The organism is Flavobacterium sp. I-STPP5a, from assembly GCF_009764685.1.
Taxonomy (GTDB): Bacteria; Bacteroidota; Bacteroidia; order Flavobacteriales; family Flavobacteriaceae; genus Flavobacterium.
Genome location: NZ_VHLM01000071.1, coordinates 1 through 24,812, shown reverse-complemented (window position 1 = coordinate 24,812; position 24,812 = coordinate 1). Strand labels below are relative to the sequence as shown.

Below are 24,812 nucleotides of genomic sequence, written 5' to 3'. Positions count from 1 at the left end.
ATTATTTATTTTCTCTAACAGCGCAAACCATATAATATCTCGGGGTGAAATAGCGTAATAAAGGTCTAAAACCAATTTTTTTTACTGGATGTGTGAATTTTTCTCGAGCGGTGATTTTCCAACCGGTTTTTTCTAATAACCAATCTAATTGCCAATCTTCAAACTCATGGTAATGCCTGTCCCACATATCGGTTTTGCTGCGGTACGCTGGTGAAAACCAAAGACGTAACGGAATAGAAATGATTAATTTGTTGCAGTTTACATTTTCTAGAACAGTATATGGATTTAATAAATGCTCGAATATTTCGAAGGCAGTAAAAACAGAATAAGTTTCGGTTTGCAATGCCGTTTGGTCGTTATCTAAATCTTCTCCTTTGGTGTTTTTTACTTGGTATCCATTTTCTTCCATGATTTTAGAAAACGGATTAGGTACTCCTAAATCAAAGATGGTTTCTGAGGTGGTAACGTGTTGTTTTAAAAATTCTAAGGTATGTTTGAATCTTTTATTAGGAAATGTTTTTTCGTACATGTTTTTTTGATTTTGCCACTGTGGCACGCAGGTACAAATATAGTAATAAATGTGTTTTGGGCACTGTTTTTTAGCCCGGATGGCAACGAAAATCCCGCACGTATAAAATGTAGTTTTTCAAGGGGCAAAAAGCGACTAACAGAAGCTTTATTGCCCCTTAGAAAAACAAGTTTTATAAGGAGGAATTGCAGTGGACAGCCGGATTAGCTTCTTGTTTTTTAGTCCCTAGTTTTTAGTTCCTAGTCCTTAGTCTTTAGTTTTTAGTCCTTAGTTTTTAGTCCTTAGTCCTTAGTCTATAGTCTATAGTCCCTAGTCCTTAGTTTTTTAGTCCCTAGTTTTTAGTACTTGGTCCCTAGTAGATAATCTTTGATAAAAAAAAATATACTAGGGACTTAGGACTGGGGACTAATAAATACTAGTAGCGGTATACGAAAGCGTTGATGTTCATTCCTGCGCCTACAGAGGCAAAGAGAAGGATGTCACCTTTTTGAATGGATTGATTTTCTATTTGACCGCGAATTAGCAAGTCAAAAAGAGTAGGTACGGTTGCTACGCTGCTGTTTCCTAATTCATGGATGCTCATTGGCATGATGTCCTTAGGTACTGTTTTGTCAAATAATTTATAGAAGCGTTGAATAATGGCTTCGTCCATTTTTTCGTTGGCTTGGTGAATCAAGATTTTTTTCACGTCGTCAATGTCTATTCCACTGGTCTCAAGGCAGGTTTTCATAGCTATGGGAACATTGTTTAACGCAAATTCATAGATTTTGCGACCGTACATTTTGATATAGCGTGTATCTGGATCTAAATCAATATTGTATGATTTGCCAAAAAATAAATAGTGTGACTCGTCTATGGAGTAGGTGGCACTTTCATAGGCTAACATTCCAGTTTCATCATCCGAAGCTTCGATAATGGCAGCACCAGCTCCGTCTGAATAGATCATGGAGTCTCTATCATGTACGTCTACAACTCTAGAAAGTGTTTCGGAACCTACTACTAAACATCGTTTTGCCATTCCAGATTTGATGAATGCATTTGCTTGTAAAACGCCTTCAATCCAGCCTGGGCATCCAAAAAGGATGTCGTAAGCAACACATTTTGGATTCTTTATTTGCAGTTTATTTTTAACACGTGTGGCTAAGCTAGGTAGCATATCCGATTGGTTTGTGCCATATTTTACATCACCAAAGTTGTGTGCAAAAATGATATAATCAATAGTTTCTGGATCAATTGATGCGTTTGCTATTGCTTTTTCGCAGGCAAAAAAGGCTAAGTCTGATGAATTGAGATGATCTTCGGCATATCGTCTGTGTTCAATTCCGGTAATACCTTTAAATTTTTTAATAACAACTTGGTTAGGATAGCCAAAAGGAGTTCCATCTTCATTCAAAAATACATGTTCGCCAAAGTCAGTATTGCTTACTTTTTTCTCAGGAATATAGCTTCCTATTCCAGCTATTTTTATTTTCATTGTGTTAATTTTCCAAAATTTGACGCTAATTTAAACAATAATAATTTAGAATAGTCACAAAATTTACTATGCGTGCATATAATTATGAAATAGTAGATAATTGGCAAAAAAAATGATAATTCAATTGGATATCAAGAAAACCGTTGTGATAATTATTTGCTAAATAAGTGTGTTCATGCAACTCTTTTTTGATTGCCTATACTTGTTTTGTTTCAAAGAGTGATTTTGAAAAGTAGTGGTAAAAAAAATGCCTCGAAATAATTCGAGGCATTGCAATATATGATTTTTTAAAAAACTAACTTTCCATATACGCTTCAATTGGAGCGCAAGAGCATACTAGGTTTCTATCTCCGTAAGCTTCATCCGCACGACGTACAGTTGGCCAAAATTTATTATCAGCAATATACTCTAATGGGAATGCAGCTTGCTCACGTGTATAAGGATAAATCCAAGTGTCAGAAGTTACCATTGTCAAGGTGTGCGGTGCATTTTTCAATACGTTGTTTGGATTCTCCAATGTTGCTACTTCAATTTCTTTACGAATAGAAATCATAGCATCACAAAAACGATCCAGTTCCTCTAAGTTTTCACTTTCAGTAGGTTCAATCATAAGTGTTCCTGCAACTGGGAATGAAACGGTAGGAGCATGGAAACCATAATCCATCAAACGTTTTGCAATATCAGTTACTTCAATTCCTTTTTCTTTAAACGGACGACACTCTAAAATCATTTCGTGTGCAGCGCGACCCATTTCTCCAGAATAAAGGGTATCAAAATGACCGTTTAGCTTTTCTTTGATGTAGTTTGCATTTAAAATAGCGTACTCAGTAGATTTTTTCAAACCTTCAGCACCTAGCATGCAAATGTATCCGTAAGAAATCAAACAAACCAAAGCAGAACCCCAAGGTGCAGCAGAAATTGCTGTTATCGCATTTTCGCCACCTGTAGGTATTACCGGATTTGTTGGTAAAAATGGAACCAATTGTGGTGCAACGCAAATAGGGCCTACACCTGGACCACCACCACCGTGAGGTATTGCAAACGTTTTGTGTAAATTTAAGTGACAAACATCAGCACCAATGGTTGCAGGATTTGTCAATCCTACTTGTGCATTCATATTGGCACCATCCATATATACTTGTCCACCATTATCGTGAATCAATTGGGTAATTTCTTTAATAGCACTTTCAAAAACACCATGCGTTGAAGGATAAGTAACCATCAAGCAAGACAGATTATCTTTATGAAGAATTGCTTTTTCACGTAAATCATCAATGTCAATGTTTCCGTTTTCAAGAGTTTTAGTAACCACTACTTTCATTCCCGCCATAGCTGCAGAAGCCGGGTTGGTTCCGTGAGCAGATGATGGGATCAAAGCAATATTACGGTGGTGATCACCACGAGATTGGTGGTAGGCACGAATAACCATTAAACCTGCATATTCGCCTTGAGCACCAGAATTTGGTTGCAATGTAGTTCCTGCAAATCCAGTTACTACATTAAGTTGTTGCTCTAGTTTAGCAAGCATTTCTTGGTATCCTTGCGCCTGATCTAATGGCGCAAACGGGTGAATGTTGTTCCATTGTGCCATACTTAAAGGCAACATTTCAGAGGCTGCATTCAATTTCATGGTGCAAGATCCTAGTGAAATCATGGAATGGTTTAATGCTAAATCTTTTCGCTCTAACATTTTAATATAACGCATCAAAGCCGTTTCAGAATGGTGTTTATTGAAAACATCATGTGTTAAAAACGTAGATGCTCTTTCTAATTGAGACGGAATTTGATTTTCGGTTGCTAATTCTGAAATTGTTGTAGCTGGTTTTCCAGTAGCTTCAGCAAATATAGAAACGATGGTATTCAAATCAGCAATGCTTGTTGTTTCGTTTAAAGAAATTGAAACAGTATTTTCGTCAGCATAAAAGAAATTTACTTCTTTTGATTCTGCTATTTCTCTAATTTTTTGAGAATCAGTTTTGATAACGATAGTGTCAAAAAACGAAGTGTTGGTTTGGTACAAGCCTAACCTTTCTATTTCGTTTGCCAATGTTACTGCCGAAGCATGAACTTTATCAGCTATGTATTGCAATCCTTTTGGACCATGGTAAACAGCATACATTCCAGCCATTACAGACAATAATACTTGAGCAGTACAAATATTTGATGTTGCCTTGTCACGTTTGATATGTTGTTCTCTCGTTTGCAAAGCCATACGTAAAGCACGATTTCCATCAGTATCAACAGTTACCCCGATGATTCTACCTGGCATAGAGCGTTTGTATTCTTCTTTTGTAGCGAAATAAGCGGCATGAGGACCACCATATCCTAATGGAATTCCGAAACGTTGTGTAGTTCCTAGTACAACATCGGCTCCCATTTCTCCTGGAGGAGTCAGTTTTACCAAACTCAATATATCAGCAGCAACTGCAACTTTAATTTCATTGAGTTTTGCCTTGGCAATAAAACCAGCATAATCATTTACTTGACCAAATTTACCTGGATATTGCAAAATAGCACCATAGAAATCTTTTGAGAAATCAAAATCTTCATGGTTTCCTACTACAAGCTCAACACCAATAGGAGTAGAACGAGTTTGCAATACTGAAAGAGTTTGTGGTAAAATTTCTTCAGATACGAAGAATTTATTAACATTGTTTTTCTTTTGGTCACGAGAACGAACATCGAATAAAAGCGCCATTGCCTCGGCTGCAGCTGTACTTTCATCAAGTAAAGATGCGTTTGCAATTTCCATTCCCGTAAGTTCGATTACTGTAGTTTGGAAATTTAAAATAGCTTCTAAACGACCTTGAGCAATCTCTGCTTGGTAAGGTGTGTATGCCGTATACCATCCTGGATTTTCAAAAATGTTTCTTTGAATTACAGCAGGAATAATAGCAGCATTGTATCCTAATCCTATATATGATTTGAATACTTTATTTTTGTTTCCTAAGTTAAAAATGTGGTTTGCAAACTCGTACTCTGTCATGGCAGGTTCTAAGTCCAAATCAGCTTTTAATCGGATGTCACTCGGAATGGTTTCATCAATCAATTGATCTAGTGAGTCGGCACCAATTGTTTTTAACATGTGCGTTAAATCATTCTCTCTAGGTCCAATGTGTCTTAAAGCAAAAGCGTCTGTTTTCATTGTATGTCTAATGGGTTGTGTGTTTCTTAATTTAAGGCTGTAAAATTAAATATTAATATGCTATAAATAACCTTTTTTAAGTTGATTTTCTATGAATTTTTCAACTAAAAGCCTTTCTTATTAACACATTGATTAATTTTGTCTAATGCGATATTTTAAAAACATTTTTGAGTTTTACATCAATAGCAGCATTCACGTGGCATTATCTTGTTTTGCGCTGGTTCATCTCACCTACAGTATGTTCCACATTTCTTATAACACTAGTGTAGCATTCTTTACTTTTTTTGGAACCATAGTGGGCTATAATTTTGTAAGATATGATGCTTTGGTTAGAGATAAAATAGTAAAAGTTAATGCTCAGATCCAATGGATTGCATTCATCAGTTTTCTATCATTGATAGCCACGGGTTATTATTTTTTTCAATTAGAAAGATTCACACAAATTATTGGTCTTGTTTTTCTATTCATCGTTTTGCTCTATACATTGCCTTTCTTTCCGAATAAGAAAAATGCCCGAAACTGGGCTGGAATTAAAATTTATATTGTGGCTTTATGTTGGGTAGGAGTGACGCTTTTTTTACCCATAGTTAACAATAATACAGTAGTTACAAGTTTTGTTTTTTTAGTTACAATACAACGTTACATACTGATTTTTGTTTTGATTTTAATTTTTGAAATAGTTGATTTAAAATGGGATGACCCACATTTAAAAACCGTTCCACAACAAATTGGGGTGCCACATACAAAGAGAGTAGGAGTTGTATTGATGTTTTTATTTGTACTGTTAGAATTTTTATCGAATGATTTTAGAATCGAATTTTTAGCTTTAAAAACAGGATTGGCAATCACGACAGTATTATTTTTAGTATACGCAAATCAGAATCGTTCCAGATATTACGCTTCTTTTTGGGTAGAAAGTATTCCTATATTTTGGTGGTTATTTTTGATGGTTTTCAGCTAGTTTTTTGATAAAAGAATTCCTTTCAGCAATGAACGTGCTTAAATGGTTTTTTAATAATAACAGGTCAAAAAGTTTTCCAAAAATACCATATGGTGTTTCGTATTGAATTTTATCTTCCATGATCACAAATCCGTTTTTTTGAATGAAAGTATGCTGATGTTTAAAAGATTTAAACTTTCCTTCGAGCATTTCATCCACAAAGTAGGTTGGAATTTCCATTGCTGATATTAAACTTTTATGTTTCAGATAAACGCCAAAATGTTTGCCACGCCAGGTTACGGTTTCGTTTAAATTGATTAAACCCGAAGTTATTCCATCAATAGCGGTTTCATTTGATTTTGCAGTGGATTGTTGATGGACATCAATGTTTCTTGATAAATCGAAAATGATTTCAATTGGTGCGTTTATTTTGGTTGTTAGTTGTATGGTTGTCATTTTTCGGTTAAGTTTTTAAATGTTTTTTCTAAAGTTTCATATTCAAATGTAAAACCATTTTCCTGTAAGCTTCTCGGAATTACATTGCGACTTTTTAAAACTAATTCTGTTTCCGTTCTGATGAAAAAAGATCCGATTTCTAGCAATAATTTATTTGTTGGTATGCCAAATGGTATTTCAATTGTTTTTCTAAGAGTTGTCATGAAGTCAGAATTAGTGCTTGGTTTTGGAGAAACAATGTTTACAACTCCTACTAGCTCTTTTTCGACAACAAATTCAATTGCTCTTGCAAAATCTTTTTCATGAATCCAACTAATAAATTGATTTCCTTTTCCTTGTTTTCCACCAAGTCCAAATTGCGCAAGCATTTTTATCGGAACAAAAGCGCCGCCATTTTTTCCTAAAACTATCGAAGTTCGTAAAGCAGTTTTCAAAGTTTTTGGAGTTTCTGTTTCAAAAAATACTTTCTCCCAACTTTTTGCGATGTTCATCGAGAAATCGTCGCCAGTTTCACCAGTAACTTCATCCATTTGTTTATCTAATGAAAATCTATAAATTGTGGATGTTGATGAATTTAGCCAATGTTTTGGTGGATTTTTACAATTTAAAACCGCTTCATTCAATATTTTTGTGCTGTCAATTCTAGAATCGTAAATCTCTTTTTTGTTGGCTGCGGTATATCTGCAATCGACAGATTTTCCTGTAAGATTTATTAAAACGGAAGCGTTTTCTAATTCATTTTCCCAACCAGAAAGCGTTTTGGCATCCCAATTCACATATTTTATGGAATCAATACTTGTAGATTTTCCTCGAGTTAGAATTACAATTTGATCAAATTTATCTTTAAAATGTGTTACTAAAACCTGACCTAAAAAACCTGTTCCTGCTGCAATTATTAACTTTTTCATTAGTTTAAATTTAATATGATTACCAAGGCAATTATTCGATAAATAACCCAAGTTATTGATAAATAAAAAGGCAATTCCAATAATTTGATTCTTCGTGAATGTTCTACAAACATTAGTAAAACTGTTATTCCAAACCAACCTAAAGTTAATGAATCTGAGACATTAAAAATTAAATTCAGAATCAATATAGGAAGTAATAATAAAGAGCCCATTAACGAAACAGTCATTAAGTTTCCAATGTAATTCAAGATTGTTTTCTTGTCAAATTTTATCAAAAATAAACTTTGAAAAACTATTTGACCAAATACAAGAATAAGTTCTCTTGTAATAGTAGAATTCGGTAAAATGCTAATAGAATCTGAAAAATTATACAAGACAAATGTTGTAATTGTCGTTGCAAACAAATTGTACAAAATTCGATACTGATAATTAAAATCAGGAATACATTGCAACTTGATTTCTTTATTACTCTTACTCGGAATGATTATTTTACGATTATAAGAAATGAAGGAATATAATTTTTCAGAAAAAACTTTATTGGTTTTAGATTTCCGATTGTCTCCATCCACGGAAATGAAAATCCGATTACTTTTAGCAAACTGTCAATTCCATAAATTACAGTTTTGTTTTCGTTATTAACTAATGCGATTTCGTTTGAGGCGCGTTGGACATCAATAAAGTTTTGTTCCTCATCTGATAATTGACAGTATGGTTTCTTGCCATTTTCGTCCAACATTCCAGCTTTTATAAATCCAGAAGTATACACGCGACAAAGCGGACAATCTTCGTCATATAATAAGGTTTGGTTAGTTAAGGTTTTCATCGTATCGTTTTTTTACCTTCAATCGTTATTTTTGAACCAATTGCAAGAAATTCAGAGGTAGGTTTTAGGTCTTGTAAAAATTTAAAATCCTTGCCGTAAATACTCTCAAAATCAACGTCAATTTTCGATTCAATTACTTTTAGTTGTTCCCATCTTGGGTGCGAAACAGCATATTCAATTGATTTTTCTTTATTGTAGTTGGTGTACCCAAAATAATGTTCAGTAATAAACTCGGCTTCTGAATTAACTTCAATCGGAATCGGATTTTTTTCTGTTGTCATGGAGATGGAATTCCATTTTGCATCCTTGAACCATTCATATTGAAAAGTTTTTGAAGTTTCGTTTTCAGTTCTTGAATGACGCATTTTCAAGGTTTGGTAATGCTCGTTGTATAAGGTATTGGCAACAATTGTAATAGCGTGCTTTGGAACAATTTCTTTAACGAAAACAACACCGCGTTTCCAAATTCCATTTTCGAATCTTTTTACATAAAAGCGTAAATTGACCTCCTCAAAATTGACATGAAACGGAACTTTAATTCCTAGTACTTTCACGTTTTCAAACATAAAGCCGATTAAACTGATGTAGCATTTGCCGTTCCATAAATCGAGTTCAGTTCCTTTTGGAACATAACTTTCTAAAATTTTCGGATCGATTTCGTAATTGAACATTGCTAAATCATTCCATTCTGCGGTTAAGAAGCTCATAATTTTTAGTTTTATTTTTAAACTTTCAGAAAAAAATGAAAGTTTCAATTAAATTTTTTTTATTTGATTTGTTCTTTGTTATTGTTTTTTAGTGGTCTCATTGAATAGTTTTTGCGATGTTATTTTTACAATGTTTAAAAAACTATTTCATTATTTTAACAACCAATTTTGCTAGCCAATTGTCTTTATACTCGGTCATTTTGTCTAAAACATTATCTGCTTTTAGAACAAAATCATACAATTTAGTAGTTTGATCTACAAAATGTTTTTCGGCGGCAGTATTGTCTGCTGTTATGGAAGAAACTTCTTTTAAAACCTTCAACGCAGGTTTGATTTCGCGTTTGCTTCGTTCTCTCGCAATTTTCACAGCCAGTTCGTCTAAATCTTTTTCAGCTGTAAAAAATTCGCGTCGTTCGCCCGCTTTGTATTCTTTGTAAACAATTCCCCAATCCATCAAGGCACGTAAATTCATTGATGCATTGCCGCGAGAAATTTGCAATTCCTCCATAATGTCTTCCATCGAAACGGCTTCGTGTGAAACCATTAAAAGCGCGTGAATTTGGGCCATGGTTTTGTTAATTCCCCATTGACTGCCTAATGCACCCCAAGTTTGAACGAATTTATTTTTTACTTCTTTGAATTTCATTTGTGGATTTTATTGTTTTTCAAACGGTCAAATGCAAATCGCATAAATGCTCATTGTCATAGTGTAAAGATAATTAATGTTTTTGAACTTTCAATAAAAAATGAAAGTTTATTTTCCTTTTGGGCGTTCCCTTTCAGGTCGGGCTTTTCGTTGCAAGTCCTCGCTGCGTCGTTCCTCCTTGCTGTGGGCTTTTCACTGCAATCCCTAACGCAAAACCAATTAAAAAAAGTCGAGATATTACTACCTCGACTTCCTTTTATAACTTACTATGTGTTTTAACATTGAACTATAGCAACCCAGCACGCTTCAACAACGCATCTGCTTTTGGTTCCTGACCTCTAAAACGTTTGTACAATTCCATCGGTAATTCGGTGCCACCTTTTGAAAGTACGTTGTCTTTGAATTTTGTAGCAACTTCTTTATTGAAAATTCCTTTTTCCTGAAAATAAGCAAAAGCATCAGCATCTAGAACTTCGGCCCATTTGTAACTGTAATATCCTGAGGAATAACCGCCTTGAAAAATATGTGAAAACGAGGTGCTCATGCAATTCTCAGCAACATCAGGATACAAACTAGTGCCTGCCATTGCTTGTTTTTCAAAAGCTTTTACATCTTCAATCGCTTGCGATTTCCCATGATAGGTCATATCTAAAAGCCCAAAACTGATCTGTCTCAAAGTTGCCATGCCTTCTAAGAAACTCGCACTTTCTTTGATTTTTTCTACGTATTCTTGAGGGATAACTTCACCCGTTTCATAATGTTTTGCAAACAAAGCCAATGCTTCCGGTTCGTAACACCAGTTTTCCATCACTTGACTTGGCAATTCTACAAAATCCCAATAAACCGAAGTTCCAGACAAACTCGGATAAGTCGTATTGGCTAACATTCCATGTAACGCATGACCGAATTCGTGGAATAAGGTCGTTACTTCATTGAAAGTTAATAAAGATGGTTTAGTCTCTGTTGGCGGTGTGAAATTACAAACGATAGAAACGTGTGGTCTTTCATTAATTAAATTTTTCACAGCTTGCGATTTATATGATGTCATCCAAGCGCCATTACGTTTTCCTTTTCTTGGAAAAAAATCAGCGTAGAAAACAGCAACTAATTGTCCTTCAAAATCCAACACTTCAAAAGTTTGAACATCTTCGTGGTATTTGTCAATATCAAAAACTTCTTTAAAAGTAATTCCGAATAGTTTTTCAGCAATAGTGAAAGCTCCATTTAAAACATTTTCCAATTTGAAATAAGGTTTTAAAATCTCATCATCAAAGTTGAATAATTTTTGTTTTAATTTTTCTGAATAGTAAGCGCCATCCCATTTTTCTAATTGATCAATTCCGTCTAATTCTTTTGCGAAAGCGGTTAATTGAGCAAATTCTTTTTGGGCTGCTGGTTTTGCTTTTTCTAACAAATCATTTAAAAAAGACAGCACTTTTTCAGGATTTTGAGCCATTCGTTCTTCTAAAACAAAATCAGAATGTGATTTGTATCCCAATAAATTAGCGCGTTTATGACGTAATTCAACAATACGTTTTACGTTCTCTTTATTGTCGAATTCGTTGTCTTGAAATGATTTTTTTCCGGCAGCAATGGCAATTTCTTTTCGTAATTCACGATTGTCAACATAGGTTACAAAAGGCAAGTAACTCGGGAAATCAAGAGTGAAAACCCAACCTTCCAATTCTTTTGATTTTGCCAAACTTGCGGCCATTTCTTTGGCACCATCCGGTAAGCCTTTTAAATCATCTTCGTTAGTAATATGCAATTGATAATTATTGGTTTCAGCCAAAACATTTTCGCCGTACGTTAATTTGATTTTAGCTAATTCGGTATCGATTTCACGTAATTTTAACTTGTCTATTTCATTCAACAAAGCTCCATTTCTAGAAAATCCTTTGAATTTTTTGTCTAATAAAGTGGCTTGCTCCGTGGTTAATGTCAACGAATCTTTTTGATCATAAACGGCTTTAACTCGTTTGAATAAATCTTCGTTTAAAGCAATATCATTACTAAATTCGGTCAACAACGGAGAAACCTCTTGAGCGATTTTTTGCATTTCGTCACAAGTTTCAGCCGAATTCAAATTGAAGAAAATCGAAGATAATCTATCCAATTGTTCACCAGCAAAATCTAAAGTAATAATCGTGTTTTCAAACGTTGGTGTATCAGAATTTGTAATGATGGCATCAATTTCAGCTTTTGCGGCAGCGATGTTTTCAATAAAAGCAGGTTTGTAATCTTCTAGTTTTATTGCCGAAAATGGGGCTGTATTGTGTTTGGTATTGAATGTTGAGGTTAGTGTTTTCATAATTTTATTTGAAGGGACAAGTCGGAACTGTCCTTACGTTTTAAAGTTTAAAATTTTCTAAATCTTGGTACGTATTCCAAAATCGGAGTAATTCGATGGTATTAGTATTTATTTTGTAATAAAGTGTTATTTGTTTCGTAATTACAACTTTGTTTACGTTTTTGTAATTTGTAGAAATAAATTCAATGTTGTTCTGTAATAATAAGGCAATTGTATAGTCTACTTTGTCTATAAAATTTACAACATCTTGAAATGACCATTCAACTTCATGATAATCAATGTTTTGCCAATAGTCTTTTTTAGCTTGTGGCGACCAAATAACAATCACTATTTGAAATATTTCGAATATCGATTTCTTGTTTCCTCCATGACCAAGTCATGAGCAATCCCTTCCTTGTTTTCTAAAGAAAAAATGGCTTCATCGATGGCATTCTTTTGTTTTTCGGTTAAAGTAGATTTAGACTGAATCAAATGAATAATTTCTTCAATCAATTTTGGGTTTTCAATATCCAAAATAACTTTGGCTAACTCAATTTTTGAAGTTTGAATATTCATAGTTGTCTTTTTATTAAAGATAATTATTTTTTTAATTCAGATGCCGCTTTGTCAACAGCTTGTTTTAATCCTTCTTTATAAAAAATGATTTTGTCTAACATACATTGATCGTGACTACCGATGATTTGCGCGGCAAGGATTCCGGCATTTTTGGCTCCGTTAAGCGCAACTGTTGCTACTGGAACGCCACCAGGCATTTGAAGTATTGACAAAACCGAATCCCAACCATCAATAGAATTGCTCGATTTTACAGGAACGCCAATAACAGGAAGCGGTGACATAGAAGCAACCATTCCGGGTAAATGCGCCGCGCCACCAGCACCAGCAATAATTACTGAGATACCACGCTTGTGGGCATTTTTACTGAAATCAAATAATTTTTCAGGTGTTCTGTGTGCCGAAACGATATCAACTTCAGTTTCGATGTCAAATCCTTTTAATATGTCGATGGCTTCTTGCATTACTGGCATATCCGAAATGCTTCCCATTATGATGGCTACTTTCATTATTTTTTATTTAAAGATTTAAAGATTTAAAGATTTAAAGATTTAAAGATTTAAGAATTTAAAGATTTTAGAGTGGAATTTTAAATTTTGTTGCAAACCAATTTTTCAATCTTTCAATTTTTCAATCTTTTAATTTATGAAATCACTCTAATACTATTCTTAACCTCCTCCGCAATTCTCCTCGCTTCAACCATATTTCCATTCACAATCGTAACATGACCCATTTTTCGGAAAGGTCTTGTTTCTCTTTTGCCGTAAATGTGAGGTGTAACGCCATCAATTGCCATTATTTTTTCGATGTTTTCGTAAACTACTTGACCCGAAAAACCTTCTTCGCCAACCAAATTTACCATAATTCCGGCGACTTTGCTATCCGTATTTCCTAAAGGTAAGTCTAAAATGGCGCGTAAATGATTTTCAAATTGAGAGGTGTAACTTGCTTCAATAGAATAATGCCCTGAATTGTGTGGTCTTGGAGCGACTTCATTGACTAAAATTTCATCGTCTTCGGTTTGAAACATTTCTACAGCTAATAATCCAACGTGATCAAACGCTTCAGAAACTTTTAGTGCTATTTCGATTGCTTTTTGGGCAACTTCCGAATCAATTCGTGCGGGACAAATTACATATTCAACTTGATTGGCCTCGGGATGAAATTCCATTTCAACCACTGGATATGTTTTTACTTCGCCCGAAGCAGAGCGAACAACAATAACTGCCAACTCATTTTTGAACGGAATCATTTGTTCAGCGATGCATTCAACATCTGGTAATTTTACTAAGTCTATTGCTGAACGGCACACTTTTACACCGTTTCCATCATAGCCAAATTGAGCACATTTCCATACAAAAGGAAATTCTAATTCGTCTTTCTCTAATGATTTTCTCAAATCATTTAAATCTACAAAACGTTGATGAGGTGAAGTTGGAATGTTGTTTTCGACATAAAAATCTTTTTGACGACCTTTATTCTGAATCATTCGCAATGTTTTTGGCGATGGGAATATTGGTAAACCTTCAGATTCTAGTGCGTCTAAAGCATCTAAGTTTACATTTTCAATTTCAATAGTTAATAGATTTGCCATTTTTCCAAATTGATAAACGGTATCATAATCCATTAAACTTCCTTGGTAAAAAGCATTGCAACTGTATCTTGCAGGTGATTCTTCATTTGGTTCTAAAACCAAGGTTTGTATGTCAAACTTTCGAGTATCGGTCAATAGCATTTTGCCTAATTGTCCACCTCCTAGAATTCCTAATTTAAAATCAGATGAAAAGTAGTTCATTGTGTTGTTGTTTTATTTCTTTACAAATAACGTGTTGCGGTTATTTGTAAGTAGTAGTTGTATGTCCTGCAAAGATACTTGTTAATGGTCAAACCGAAAAATACTAAGCAATTTTCTTCATGATTTCTCTGGAAACGGCTTTGTACGCAGATGAATATTTAGTGTAATCATCAGTTAGTATTCTGGCCAGATTAGCATGTACTTCTGAGTTTTTTTTACCCATTTGGTAAAGTGTTCTTATGGCATAAGCCTTTGTGGCTACTTTTCCATCAGGATCTATGAGCCAGTCATAGCTACTTTCTATCAAGAGTTTTTCTTGCTTTTCGGTAAGGGAAGCATGCAGTGATAGAAACATGCAAATTTTTGATATGGATCTCAAGGCACTGTAGTTTGTATATAAATGTAAGGTCTCACAAAATTGATCTAAATAATTGAAAAGTAGATGCAAGTCTTTTTCTAAAATCATTTCTAAGATCCAACAAGCTTTGTGATGATTTTTGTCTGATGTTGAAAGAACAATTTTAAAAAAATCTGGCATCAAGTCTGGATTGCTCAAGATGTAATGAGAATTTACTTCTTTACTAGCCACATGAGCCGTGCTTTCTTGTATTTTTTGATATAACTCTTGATTTACCATAAATGAATTATTTTAATTTTTAAAGTATACCTATTCTTGTAACAATTATTCTAAGATGTAAAGTGAGAAATTGCTATCTTTGCCCATTATTTTAAATACAAAAATAATGATACAACTTCACGATAAACAATTTGTTCCATTTATTTCGGCAAAAGAAATTGATTTTGCTATAGCTAAAATGGTATCACAAGTTGAGGCAGATTTTGCTGATGAAACGCCTATTTTTGTAGGAGTGCTTAACGGTGCTTTTATGGTAGTAGCTGACTTTGTAAAACAATATAAAAAACCATGTGAGGTTTCGTTTATAAAAATGGCTTCGTATGAGGGTACTTCTTCAACGAATGAGGTAAAGCAATTGATAGGAATTAATCAAGATTTTACCGGTAGATCTGTGGTTATTATTGAGGATATAGTAGATACGGGGAATACTTTGGTTGAATTAAAAGAATTGTTTAAAAAACAAAATGTCAAACATTTTAAAATTGCAACACTTTTTTTTAAGCCTGAAGCATACCAGAAAGACATCAAAATTGATTACATCGGAATTCGAATTCCTAATAAATTTATTGTAGGATACGGTTTAGATTATGACGGACTTGGAAGAAACTTACCTGAAGTATATAAATTAAAAGAATAACTACAAAACAACATGATTAATATCGTTTTATTTGGCAAACCAGGAGCTGGAAAAGGAACTCAAGCAGAGTTTTTAAAAGAAAAATACAAGTTAACTCACATTTCAACAGGTGATGTTTTTAGATTTAATTTAAAAAATGATACCGAGTTAGGCAAACAAGCTCGTGTTTACATGGATGCTGGGGATCTTGTACCTGATGAATTAACTACTAAAATGCTAATTGATGAAGTAAATAAACATCCAGATACAAATGGTGTTTTATTTGACGGGTATCCAAGAACACTTTCTCAAGCAGAAGCATTAGATGTTTTTTTAGAATCTATTGGGTCAAAAGTTGCAGCTACTATTGCGCTTGAGGCTGACGATGAGATTTTAATTCAGCGTTTACTTGAAAGAGGAAAAACAAGCGGTAGAGTTGATGATCAAGACGAAGAAAAAATCAGAAACAGATACCAAGAATACAATGAAAAAACCGCTCCTTTGATGGATTTTTATAAAAATCAAGATAAATTTTTCATCGTAGACGGGATTGGTTCCATTGCTGAAATTACGGAAAGAGTAAGTGCAGTTATTGATAATTTATAATTTATAATTCGAAATACGCAGAACAAGAGATATAAACGAATCCATTAAAAAATTGGAAATACTAATAATATTTTTTCTGATATTACTAAACGGAGTGTTCTCAATGTCAGAAATAGCATTGATTTCAGCTCGAAAAAACCGATTAGAGACAGCAGCAAAAAAAGGCAATAAAAGTGCTAAAATAGCATTGGACCTTGCAAATTCTCCCAATAAATTTTTATCAACGGTACAAATAGGTATTACTCTGATTGGAATTTTAACGGGTATTTACAGTGGTGATAAGATCACTCAAGATGTAGAAATTTTTGTAAGTGGTTTTGAATTTCTAAAACCCTATGCTCATCCAGTTGCAGTAGGTTTAGTTGTGGTAGTATTGACTTTTTTCTCTTTGGTTTTAGGAGAATTGTTACCCAAACGAATAGGACTAAACCATCCAGAAGGTATTGCTAAGGCAGTTGCTTTGCCAATGAAAATGGTATCTATTGTGACAGCTCCTTTTATTTGGCTTCTTACTACATCTACAGATTTTTTATTAGATGTTTTGCAAATTAAACCAACAGCTGATGGAAAAGTAACCGAGGAAGAAATAAAAGCTATCATTAAGGAGGGAACTGAGGGCGGAGAAGTTCAAGAAATTGAACAAGATATTGTGGAGCGTGTTTTTCATATTGGTGACCGAAAAATCAATTCTTTAATGACACATCGCAAGTCGGTTGTTTTTTTACCACTTCATGCAGATAAAGAAAAGGTTAGAGAGTTTATGCTTAAAGAGTTGCATTCTATTTATCCCGTTTTTAATGAAAATTACGATGACATAGTAGGTGTGGTTAACTTAAAAAATATTTTTGCTCATTTTGAAAACGATGAGTTTAATTTAGCATCAATCATGACCGAAGCTCCTTTTATGATGGAGCAAACAACCGCTTATGTCGCGCTAGAAAATTTTAAGAAATCAGGGATTCATTATGCATTTGTATCTGATGAATATGGTGTTTTTCAAGGGGTAATAACATTGAATGATATCCTTGAAGCATTGGTAGGTGATGCTTCTGATTTCTATAAGGATGATTTTCAATTGATAGAAAGAGAAGATGGTTCGTGGTTAGTAGATGGACATTACTCGTTGCATGATTTCTTGACTTATTTTGAATTAGACGAATTAATAAATGATTATGAAGTAACTACGCTAAGTGGTTTAATAATGACTGAATTGTCACACATACCCAAACAAGGTGAGAAATTGATTTGGCAAAAATTTGAATTGGAGGTTATCGATATGGATGGTGTGAAAATTGATAAAGTAATGGTGAAAGCCTTAAAAGATTAAAATAGTTTTAAGTCCTAGTTTTTAATATGAGAAATATTAAACTAGAACTGTAACTGAATACTAAAAAAAATGACTGAGGGAAATTTTGTAGATTACGTTAAAATATATGTTTCATCTGGAAAAGGTGGAAAAGGATCTACGCACTTGCATAGAGAAAAGTTCATACAATATGGTGGGCCAGATGGTGGTGATGGAGGAAGAGGTGGACATGTTTATCTAGTAGGTAATAAAGCATTATGGACGCTGTTTCATCTCAAATTTGCAAGACATATCAAAGCAGGAAATGGTGGAGATGGAAGTGGAGATAGGAGTACTGGAGCTGATGGAGATGATAAATACATTGAGGTGCCACTTGGTACTGTTGTAAAAGATAAGGAAACAGGAGAGATTCTATTTGAAATTACCGAAGAGGGAGAAAAACAGATACTTTCACGCGGTGGAAAAGGTGGATTAGGAAACTGGCATTTTAGAAGCTCAACCAATCAAACACCACGTTATTCTCAACCTGGTTTACCAGGAGTAGAAATGGATGTTATTTTAGAATTGAAGGTACTTGCTGATGTAGGTTTAGTTGGTTTTCCTAATGCAGGTAAATCAACTTTATTATCTGTTTTGACTTCGGCCAAGCCAAAAATTGCTGATTATCCTTTTACAACTTTAAAACCTAATTTAGGAATTGTGGCTTACAGAGATTTTCAATCTTTTGTTATTGCTGATATTCCTGGAATAATTGAAGGAGCTGCTGAAGGTAAAGGTCTTGGACATTATTTTTTAAGACACATTGAGCGTAACTCTACATTGTTATTTTTAGTTCCTGTTGATACACCAGATATCAAAGGAGAATATGATATTCTTGTGAATGAGTTGACCAAGTACAACCCAGAAATGCTAGATAAAGAGCGTTTATTAGTTATTTCTAAATGCGACATGCTGGATGATGAATTAAAAGCAGAATTGAAAACAGAATTGGATGCGTCTTTTCAAGATATTCCGTATATGTTTATATCTTCTGTAGCGCAACAAGGACTTACAGAATTAAAAGACAAATTGTGGAAAATGTTGAACGACTAGTTTCACTTTTTAAAATAGTAAATCCGCTTCAAGAAATTGAAGCGGATTTTTTTGTGGATATAATTTATTTTTTAACTTTTATACGAATCCCTTTAGTATGACTACTGAATTCTGGGGCGTACATACTTTGAATAGTTGTAATTCCATTTGAAAATACTCCCGCATTATTGACGCGAATATCATATTCTAATACATAGGTTCCTTTGTTTATGGAGTCAAAAAAGAAATGCGTGGCAGCATCTTTTGTACTGTTGTAAAATCCTAATCCTCCTTTGTATTGGTATTCAGATAGTACATTTACGGGTTCAAAACAAGAGGCTCTTAGGTCTTTTAAATGAACAAATTCCATGTCTTCCTTTGCCGTAATGATTAATCTTACGGTAACTAAATCTCCAATTTGTAATGGAATTGCTGCATTTATTTTTTGTAAAACATCACCATTAGCTGTGTTTTTTTTGATAAACAATTCTTTTGCAACCGATAAAATACCTCCCGAATTATTTTTTATTTGATCTAATTCTTCAAAATATTGCCAATAAATCCCGCCAAATCCAGGAACGTTCGATTTGTTTTGAATGCTAATAGTTCCCATTTCTTTTTTGATTTCATCTGATTTCCAGTTGAGTTTCACATATCCAGTTTCGGCCTCTTTTACGTTTTCGGAAAGTTTTTTGGTAAGTATTTTTTCGTCACCAATTTTGATCACAGTATTGTCTTTTACACTCAACCAATCAGTTCCTTGCATTAGTAGTGCGTACACTGCCTCGGTAGTTGCTTTTGTGGTAGGCCAATGCTTTACTTGTTTGTTCTTTAGCAACCAAACTTTCATTTCGTCTACTGCTTTCTTGTCGTTTGTCACTTCGGCGAAAGCCTCAATGAGCAAAGCTTGTGTTTCAATAGGTGCTTGATGCCAATACCAGCCTGCTTTGTTAGCAATCCAGTACATGCCCCAATCTTCATTGTTAGAGGCTGTTTCTTTTAAGCTTTCGATTATTTTTTTGGCGGTATCTTTTTCACCAAATCGATTTAATGTTATTGCTGCCAAACCTTTTTCGTACAAGGAATAGGAAAGCCAATCTTTTTTTGCAGTTTCTATATACCATTTTGTGGCTTTCTTTATTGTATCAGAAAGAGGTTGCTGCTCTACATAAAAACTACGCGTATAGAGGTAATGCAATTCAGAGTACGGATTGTGCCAAATTATTTTTTCTGATGGAGTTGATGCTGTTATTCTATTCTTATGTTGCTCTAAAAACTTTTGGTCTAAGTATGGAATACCTGTTTTAGCAATTTGTGCTATTTTTTCAGTACTGTTAGTCGTTGTGCTTAATTTTGTTAAATGCCCTAGACCTGCTAAGATATGTCTTGTAATGTATTCGCTTTCAGTTCCGCCGTCAAACCAGCCAAAGCCTCCGGAAGGTTTTTGTTTCTGTTTTAATTTGGAAAAAGCAATTTCTTGTGCATTTTTCATTTTTTCTAAATCAAAAAGTAAAGCTAAGTTTTTCTTTTTTTCAGCATCACTTTTTGCGTCATTGATCCATGGCGTTTCGGCTAGGATTATCGACTTTAATTCTTCATTCTTCTCCAGTTTGGAGTTAATTTTTTTATTTTCTGACCAAGTTTTAAAAAGACTTTCAATTTTTGGGTTGCTTGAAATAATTTCTGACGCTAAAGCATTCGAATAGAAACGTGCAAAAGTTTGCTCAGCACATTCGTGTTCGTATTCCATTAAGTACGGCAAGGATTGTATGGCGAGCCAAGTAGGATTTGAGGTGTACTCAAAGGTAAATTGATGGTTTTTTAACGTGGTTGAGGTATTGTTTTTTAAATTTTCAAGTGAATACTCTTTCTTTGAATTGTCTCTAACCCAAACCGGAATGCTCTCTGCGACAAGCATGTTGTTCGTTAAAACGGGTACAATGTTTTCCTCGCCATCTGAAAAGTCTCCTGCTTTTGCTACTATTTTATATTGAACTCCTTGTAAACCTTCAGGAATATAGATTTTCCAATTTACAGATGTGTTTCCAAATGCTGCAATAGTGAAGTTTTTGACGGTGTTATTATTTGCCATTTTAACATCAACTGCTTGCATGGTAGTGGCATCAAAAAGTTGTAAAACAGCCAATCCTTTTTTAGTTTCATTGGTGATGTTTGCAATTTTGGCTGTAATCACGATTGAATCTCTTTCTCGAAAAAAACGAGGAAAATTAGGGGTAATCATCAGTTCTTTTTGAGTAACGATCATTTTTTCTAAATACCCTGAAACAGCGGCTTTGTTATGAGCTAACAAACGTAGTTTCCAACTGGTTAAAGCCTCTGGTGCGCTAAAACTGAAGCTCAGTTTCCCTTTGTCATCGGTTTTTAGATGTGGGTAAAAGAAAGCAGTTTCAGAAAGATTTTTTCTTGCTTTTACTTGTGTTAAGGCTTCAAGTACTTTTTTGGTAGTGATGATGATAACACCATTTTTGCCTTTTTCGCCATATAATGCGATGGCTTTGTCGGCTTTTAAAACTTCGATGTCAATAATGTCATTTGGTGCAATTGCTTTTATTTGCTCCATGGTCATGGTTACTCCGTCAACGATACAAAGTGCGTCAATGGATGCAGATGTACTGTTCGCACCTCTAATAATTATTTTATTTGCTGCTCCTGATACTTGTAAACCTTTTACGGTTCCGGCTAGCTGTTTGTCTATTCCTGCGGTAGCGTAAATGGCGTTGTCTGGTGCTTCTTCAACAACTGCGGCCACACCAGTTGACGCTTTACGTTTTTGACTGCCATATCCCGTGATCACTACTTCCTGTAAACTTGAGCTTGACTCTTCAAGTTGAACATCAATTACCTTTGTGGTTACGGTAATTTTTTTTACCTCAAAACCAATATAGGAGAAGTTTAATTCTTCGCCTTGTGCAGCTTCAATCTGATAATATCCATCAAAATCTGATTGTGTACCTCGATTTGTTCCGTCAATTTGGATTACAACTCCAGGAAGAGGTTCGTCTTTATCAAAAACATAACCCGAAATCATTTTGGCATTCAGTGGTTTTTTACTTTTATTGTTGATTTGCTTGCGGTATTCGTCAATATTTTTTGAAGTAAAGGAGTCATTAAAGTCAAAACCAAACCACATTAAATTCGTGTTTTCAATATCAAAAGTAATGCGATTTAAAAAGGGATTTAAATTTAAAAGTGTAATGTATTCTTTATCAAAACCCAAACTGTTTTTGAAGCGCAATGAATTCGAGTAGTAGTCATTTATTTTTAAGTCACTCCAGTTTTTCTTTGTAAACTGGTCAAGAGAGCTGTCATACATTGAGGCTAAAATTTCAGCTTCTTGAAGGGTATTTGATGATTTTAATTGGAAAGACCAATTTTCATTACTTCCTGGCTGGATTTTATTTCTAAAACTTTCTACGGAGAAATTTAAACTAGGTTCCACCTTTTGTAAGTAAATCTCTAAACGGTCTTGGGAAGTGTTATTTTCAAATACAGATTCAAAACCAATACAGATTTCATTTTCGAATTCATTTTTTAGAGGAATTTTGATAATAGTTTCGTTGTTTTCTAAATGAAACACATCTTCAAAATAGATATCGCCATGGTAGTTTCCTGTTGTGTTGATGTACAGATCAGGTATAGTAGAGGATAGTTTTACTAGTACAAATCCATCTTTTTTTGGATCTTCATTAAGTTGTTTTGCCGTAAATAATTTACTAGAATCAAATTTGTCTTTACTTTGAATGATTTGAAAATTTGAACTCGTTTCTATTGGATTATTAAAGATGTCTATAGCTGAAAAAACTACTCTGTAATTACCAGATTTATAATCAGAAATGAAATCTAAAAGTAGTTTTTTATCTTTTTCGGTATTTACTTTTGTAGAGAAAACTAAGGTTTCGGCAGGCTTTACTGCATTTTGTTTTTCGTTCAATTCATAAGGAAAAAGTCTTTCAAATTCTTCATCAGGAATAGACACAATTTCTGGTTGACTAAAAATTCTAGGTTTAAATTTAGTGGCAAACGGACTTACATAATAGAGTTTAATCTCTCCTTGCGTGGGAATAAATGCGTTGTTAAGATTGGTGCTGTTTAATGTGATTTGATTTTTATCATTAGTTTTTATACTTGGCTGTACTGATGCTGTTAACTTTAAAGTATGGTATCCAACAATCACTTCTGTTTGAGTTGTGTGAGTTTCACCATTAATGTCAGTAACAGTTGCATGGATGAGGTATTTAAAAAGTGGAAGCTCTTCTTTGCTTATGTTGTTTGAGGGATTGGCTATGAAATTGATTTCGAATTTGCCTGAAGCATCGGTTTTAGTTTCGCCAATAAGGATGGAGCTTATTTCATTAGTATAATCATTATAGTACGAATTTCTACTAGAAAAAGTTTGAAGTTTTACTTCGTATTTAACGATAGCATCTGATATTGAACTCCCCGAAAAAGCTTTGGCTTGACCTGTTGCCAAAATATTTTGATTGACTTGATACGTTTTGGTAAACGGTTCAAAAGTTACTTCAAATTTGGGACGTTTGTATTCTTCAACTTTAAATGTATTAACACTGTGGTTGAATTCTACAACATCCCAAAATGGATGTTCGTCTTTTATGGTGTCATAAATTACATCTTTTTCATAATCATCGGGTTCTTCTGCCTCTATTCTAAATTCACCTGTTAAACCTGTTTTTGGAATATTAAATTCTCCAGAAAAAGAACCAAATTCATTTGTAGTGACGTCAAATTCTTTAAAGGTTTCATAGTTTGCATTTTTTAGTCGAATATGAAAACTAGTTTTGGATACAACTTGAGAGTTATTATTGTTTTTTTGGAATGCAATCCCTTTGTAGTATACAGTTTGTCCAGGTCTGTAAATAGCGCGGTCCATAAAGAATTCTACCATTGCCTCTGGGGCATCATCTTTAATTTCGTAATCATAGGTATTGTAAACATATTGTTTTTCTAATGATAAAGTGTCATTCTTTAAGGAGAATTCTATAATTTCATCATTGTCATTTTCTTTTTCTTTTGGTGCAATTGCAATTCCCTTCTTGTTAGTGGTTAGTGTTTCACGTGGTGATTTAACAGAAACATTTTCAAGAGGTTTCCCTGTCTTTCTGTCTAAAACTTGGTACCACTGCATATTATTTTTATGCGTGGCCAATACAGCAATATTAGTAACAGTTAGAGTTTTAAATGCAAAGGCTTTTTCATTTGCATCAAAGGAATCACTTTCTAGATACACTAAATAAGTTCCTGTCTCTAGTTGTGGCAGGAGGATTTCTGTAGTGTATTCATAATAATCTTTTCGAGTTACTTACTTAATGACTACGATTTGCTTCCAACCCTGATGCGGATGTGAGACTAATCGTTTGAATATATTATCAAAAATAGAATCTTTGTAAATTGACCTGTTCAGTCGATAAAAATATTCATCTAAATATTTTTGGAGATGTTCCTTTTTGACGTGTGATTGAATCGTTCTTATTGCAGTTTTTACCTGATGAATAATAGTGTGCATTTCTTTGAAGTTTTTCCCAGGAACGCTTTTTTCTTGGACGATGTTATAGCTCTTTGCTATTATTTTGTAAGCTGTCCATTGGTCTGTTTTAATATTCGCATCTTTACTTATATGCTCGTCAAATAATGGTTTTATTGACTTTGCAGAATAATCATCAATAACATTTGCATAACCTCTTTTTATCTTTCCTTCATCTGTCAGCTCAACAGCACAAGCAACTTTTGCCTTTTTGCTATCGTAACTTCTACCTTGTTTTCCTGTTTCTTTTCCGCCAACTACAAATTCATCAACTTGTACATTTCCTGTCATTGGATACTGTTTTGAGGACTTCATCGCAAGTCTTACTTTTTGCATAAACAACCAAGAAGTCTTTTGAGTTATTCCATAGCGTTTTGCCGCTTGAGTTGAGGATATTGATTTGGTTGTACAAGTCATTTCAAAGGCAATACAAAATGCTTTTTGAATTCCAAATTTAACTCTATGAAAAAGAGTTCCTGCCGTTGCACTCTCTTTATATCTACATTTGGTACACTCTCTTTTATTGTGTTTTTCAAAATAAACATACTTCGTATTCTCGCAACGTTTACATCTATAGCCGTCTTTCCACTTCTCATTGGCTATAAATTCACGGCAACTTTGGTCGTCTGGGAATGTCTTTATGAACTCTAAAATATTCTCCCCCTGAAATATACTTTCCATATCCTTGTATTTACTATAAATATAAGTGTTTTTTAAGTAAGTAACTCTA

General features: G+C 34.0%; 21 protein-coding genes. 5 read left to right on the top strand and 16 right to left on the bottom strand.

All coding sequences use genetic code 11. From position 1 onward, the window contains the following. Position 1: 1 nt before the first annotated feature. From FJV36_RS13040 to gcvP, 3 genes are all read right to left on the bottom strand, one after another. Positions 2-529, bottom strand: coding sequence for a methyltransferase (locus FJV36_RS13040; protein ID WP_158729243.1), 528 nt, complete (start codon positions 527-529; stop codon positions 2-4). A 415-nt stretch (positions 530-944) separates the two neighbouring features. Then, positions 945-2,003 (bottom strand): 3-oxoacyl-ACP synthase III family protein, encoded by a 1,059-nt coding sequence (locus FJV36_RS13035; protein ID WP_158729244.1) that lies wholly within the window; start codon positions 2,001-2,003, stop codon positions 945-947. A gap of 295 nt (positions 2,004-2,298) precedes the next feature. Further along, positions 2,299-5,148 (bottom strand): aminomethyl-transferring glycine dehydrogenase, encoded by a 2,850-nt coding sequence (gcvP, locus tag FJV36_RS13030; protein ID WP_158729245.1) that lies wholly within the window; start codon positions 5,146-5,148, stop codon positions 2,299-2,301. A 145-nt stretch (positions 5,149-5,293) separates the two neighbouring features. On the opposite strand from gcvP, the gene FJV36_RS13025 reads away from it, so the two are divergent. Continuing rightward, a complete protein-coding gene (locus tag FJV36_RS13025; RefSeq protein ID WP_158729246.1) occupies positions 5,294-6,109 on the top strand; it encodes a hypothetical protein in 816 nt (271 codons plus the stop codon). Here FJV36_RS13025 and FJV36_RS13020 read toward each other — a convergent pair. From FJV36_RS13020 to FJV36_RS12970, 11 genes are all read right to left on the bottom strand, one after another. Next, entirely contained in the window at positions 6,086-6,544 is a 459-nt protein-coding gene (locus FJV36_RS13020) for an SRPBCC family protein (protein WP_158729247.1), read from the bottom strand. The two genes, FJV36_RS13025 and FJV36_RS13020, sit on opposite strands and share 24 nt — an antisense overlap. Continuing rightward, on the bottom strand, positions 6,541-7,452 hold the full coding sequence (locus tag FJV36_RS13015; RefSeq protein ID WP_158729248.1) for a TIGR01777 family oxidoreductase: 912 nt from the start codon (positions 7,450-7,452) through the stop codon (positions 6,541-6,543). Before FJV36_RS13015 ends, FJV36_RS13020 begins: the two co-directional genes overlap by 4 nt. A 484-nt stretch (positions 7,453-7,936) precedes the next feature. Beyond that, on the bottom strand, positions 7,937-8,275 hold the full coding sequence (locus FJV36_RS16540) for a hypothetical protein (RefSeq protein ID WP_233264575.1): 339 nt from the start codon (positions 8,273-8,275) through the stop codon (positions 7,937-7,939). Then, on the bottom strand, positions 8,272-8,982 hold the full coding sequence (locus FJV36_RS13005; RefSeq protein WP_158729249.1) for a YqjF family protein: 711 nt from the start codon (positions 8,980-8,982) through the stop codon (positions 8,272-8,274). Before FJV36_RS13005 ends, FJV36_RS16540 begins: the two co-directional genes overlap by 4 nt. Before the next feature lie 142 nt (positions 8,983-9,124). After that, positions 9,125-9,628: a GbsR/MarR family transcriptional regulator gene (locus tag FJV36_RS13000; RefSeq protein WP_158729250.1), complete on the bottom strand. Its 504-nt coding sequence runs from the start codon at positions 9,626-9,628 to the stop codon at positions 9,125-9,127. Between the two features lie 286 nt (positions 9,629-9,914). Next, complete coding sequence (locus FJV36_RS12995; protein WP_158729251.1) at positions 9,915-11,939, bottom strand: M3 family metallopeptidase; 2,025 nt, start codon at positions 11,937-11,939, stop codon at positions 9,915-9,917. Between the two features lie 40 nt (positions 11,940-11,979). Next, a complete protein-coding gene (locus FJV36_RS12990; RefSeq protein WP_158729252.1) occupies positions 11,980-12,267 on the bottom strand; it encodes a type II toxin-antitoxin system RelE/ParE family toxin in 288 nt (95 codons plus the stop codon). Continuing rightward, positions 12,267-12,494: a hypothetical protein gene (locus FJV36_RS12985; protein WP_158729253.1), complete on the bottom strand. Its 228-nt coding sequence runs from the start codon at positions 12,492-12,494 to the stop codon at positions 12,267-12,269. Before FJV36_RS12985 ends, FJV36_RS12990 begins: the two co-directional genes overlap by 1 nt. A gap of 23 nt (positions 12,495-12,517) precedes the next feature. Continuing rightward, positions 12,518-13,003 carry a 5-(carboxyamino)imidazole ribonucleotide mutase gene (gene purE / locus FJV36_RS12980; protein ID WP_199250910.1) on the bottom strand — a complete coding sequence of 162 codons (486 nt, stop codon included), beginning with the start codon at positions 13,001-13,003 and terminating at the stop codon, positions 12,518-12,520. A gap of 131 nt (positions 13,004-13,134) precedes the next feature. Then, complete coding sequence (locus FJV36_RS12975; protein ID WP_158729255.1) at positions 13,135-14,286, bottom strand: 5-(carboxyamino)imidazole ribonucleotide synthase; 1,152 nt, start codon at positions 14,284-14,286, stop codon at positions 13,135-13,137. A 103-nt stretch (positions 14,287-14,389) separates the two neighbouring features. Beyond that, positions 14,390-14,923, bottom strand: coding sequence for a hypothetical protein (locus FJV36_RS12970; protein WP_158729256.1), 534 nt, complete (start codon positions 14,921-14,923; stop codon positions 14,390-14,392). Between the two features lie 106 nt (positions 14,924-15,029). On the opposite strand from FJV36_RS12970, the gene hpt reads away from it, so the two are divergent. The 4 genes from hpt (at position 15,030) to obgE (ending at position 18,543) form a co-directional block, all read left to right on the top strand. Beyond that, entirely contained in the window at positions 15,030-15,560 is a 531-nt protein-coding gene (hpt, locus tag FJV36_RS16535) for a hypoxanthine phosphoribosyltransferase (RefSeq protein WP_086454167.1), read from the top strand. A gap of 12 nt (positions 15,561-15,572) precedes the next feature. After that, entirely contained in the window at positions 15,573-16,145 is a 573-nt protein-coding gene (locus tag FJV36_RS16530) for an adenylate kinase (protein WP_158729257.1), read from the top strand. Positions 16,146-16,197: 52 nt separating this feature from the next. Beyond that, positions 16,198-17,472, top strand: a complete 1,275-nt coding sequence (locus FJV36_RS12955) for a hemolysin family protein (protein WP_158729258.1) — start codon at positions 16,198-16,200, stop codon at positions 17,470-17,472. A gap of 69 nt (positions 17,473-17,541) precedes the next feature. Next, on the top strand, positions 17,542-18,543 hold the full coding sequence (gene obgE / locus FJV36_RS12950) for a GTPase ObgE (RefSeq protein WP_158729259.1): 1,002 nt from the start codon (positions 17,542-17,544) through the stop codon (positions 18,541-18,543). Positions 18,544-18,607: 64 nt separating this feature from the next. Here the strand turns inward: obgE and FJV36_RS12945 are convergent, their stop codons facing one another. Then, complete coding sequence (locus FJV36_RS12945) at positions 18,608-23,788, bottom strand: MG2 domain-containing protein (RefSeq protein ID WP_158981190.1); 5,181 nt, start codon at positions 23,786-23,788, stop codon at positions 18,608-18,610. Between the two features lie 72 nt (positions 23,789-23,860). Continuing rightward, positions 23,861-24,763 carry an IS1595 family transposase gene (locus FJV36_RS12940; RefSeq protein ID WP_158728025.1) on the bottom strand — a complete coding sequence of 301 codons (903 nt, stop codon included), beginning with the start codon at positions 24,761-24,763 and terminating at the stop codon, positions 23,861-23,863. Positions 24,764-24,812: the final 49 nt, after the last annotated feature.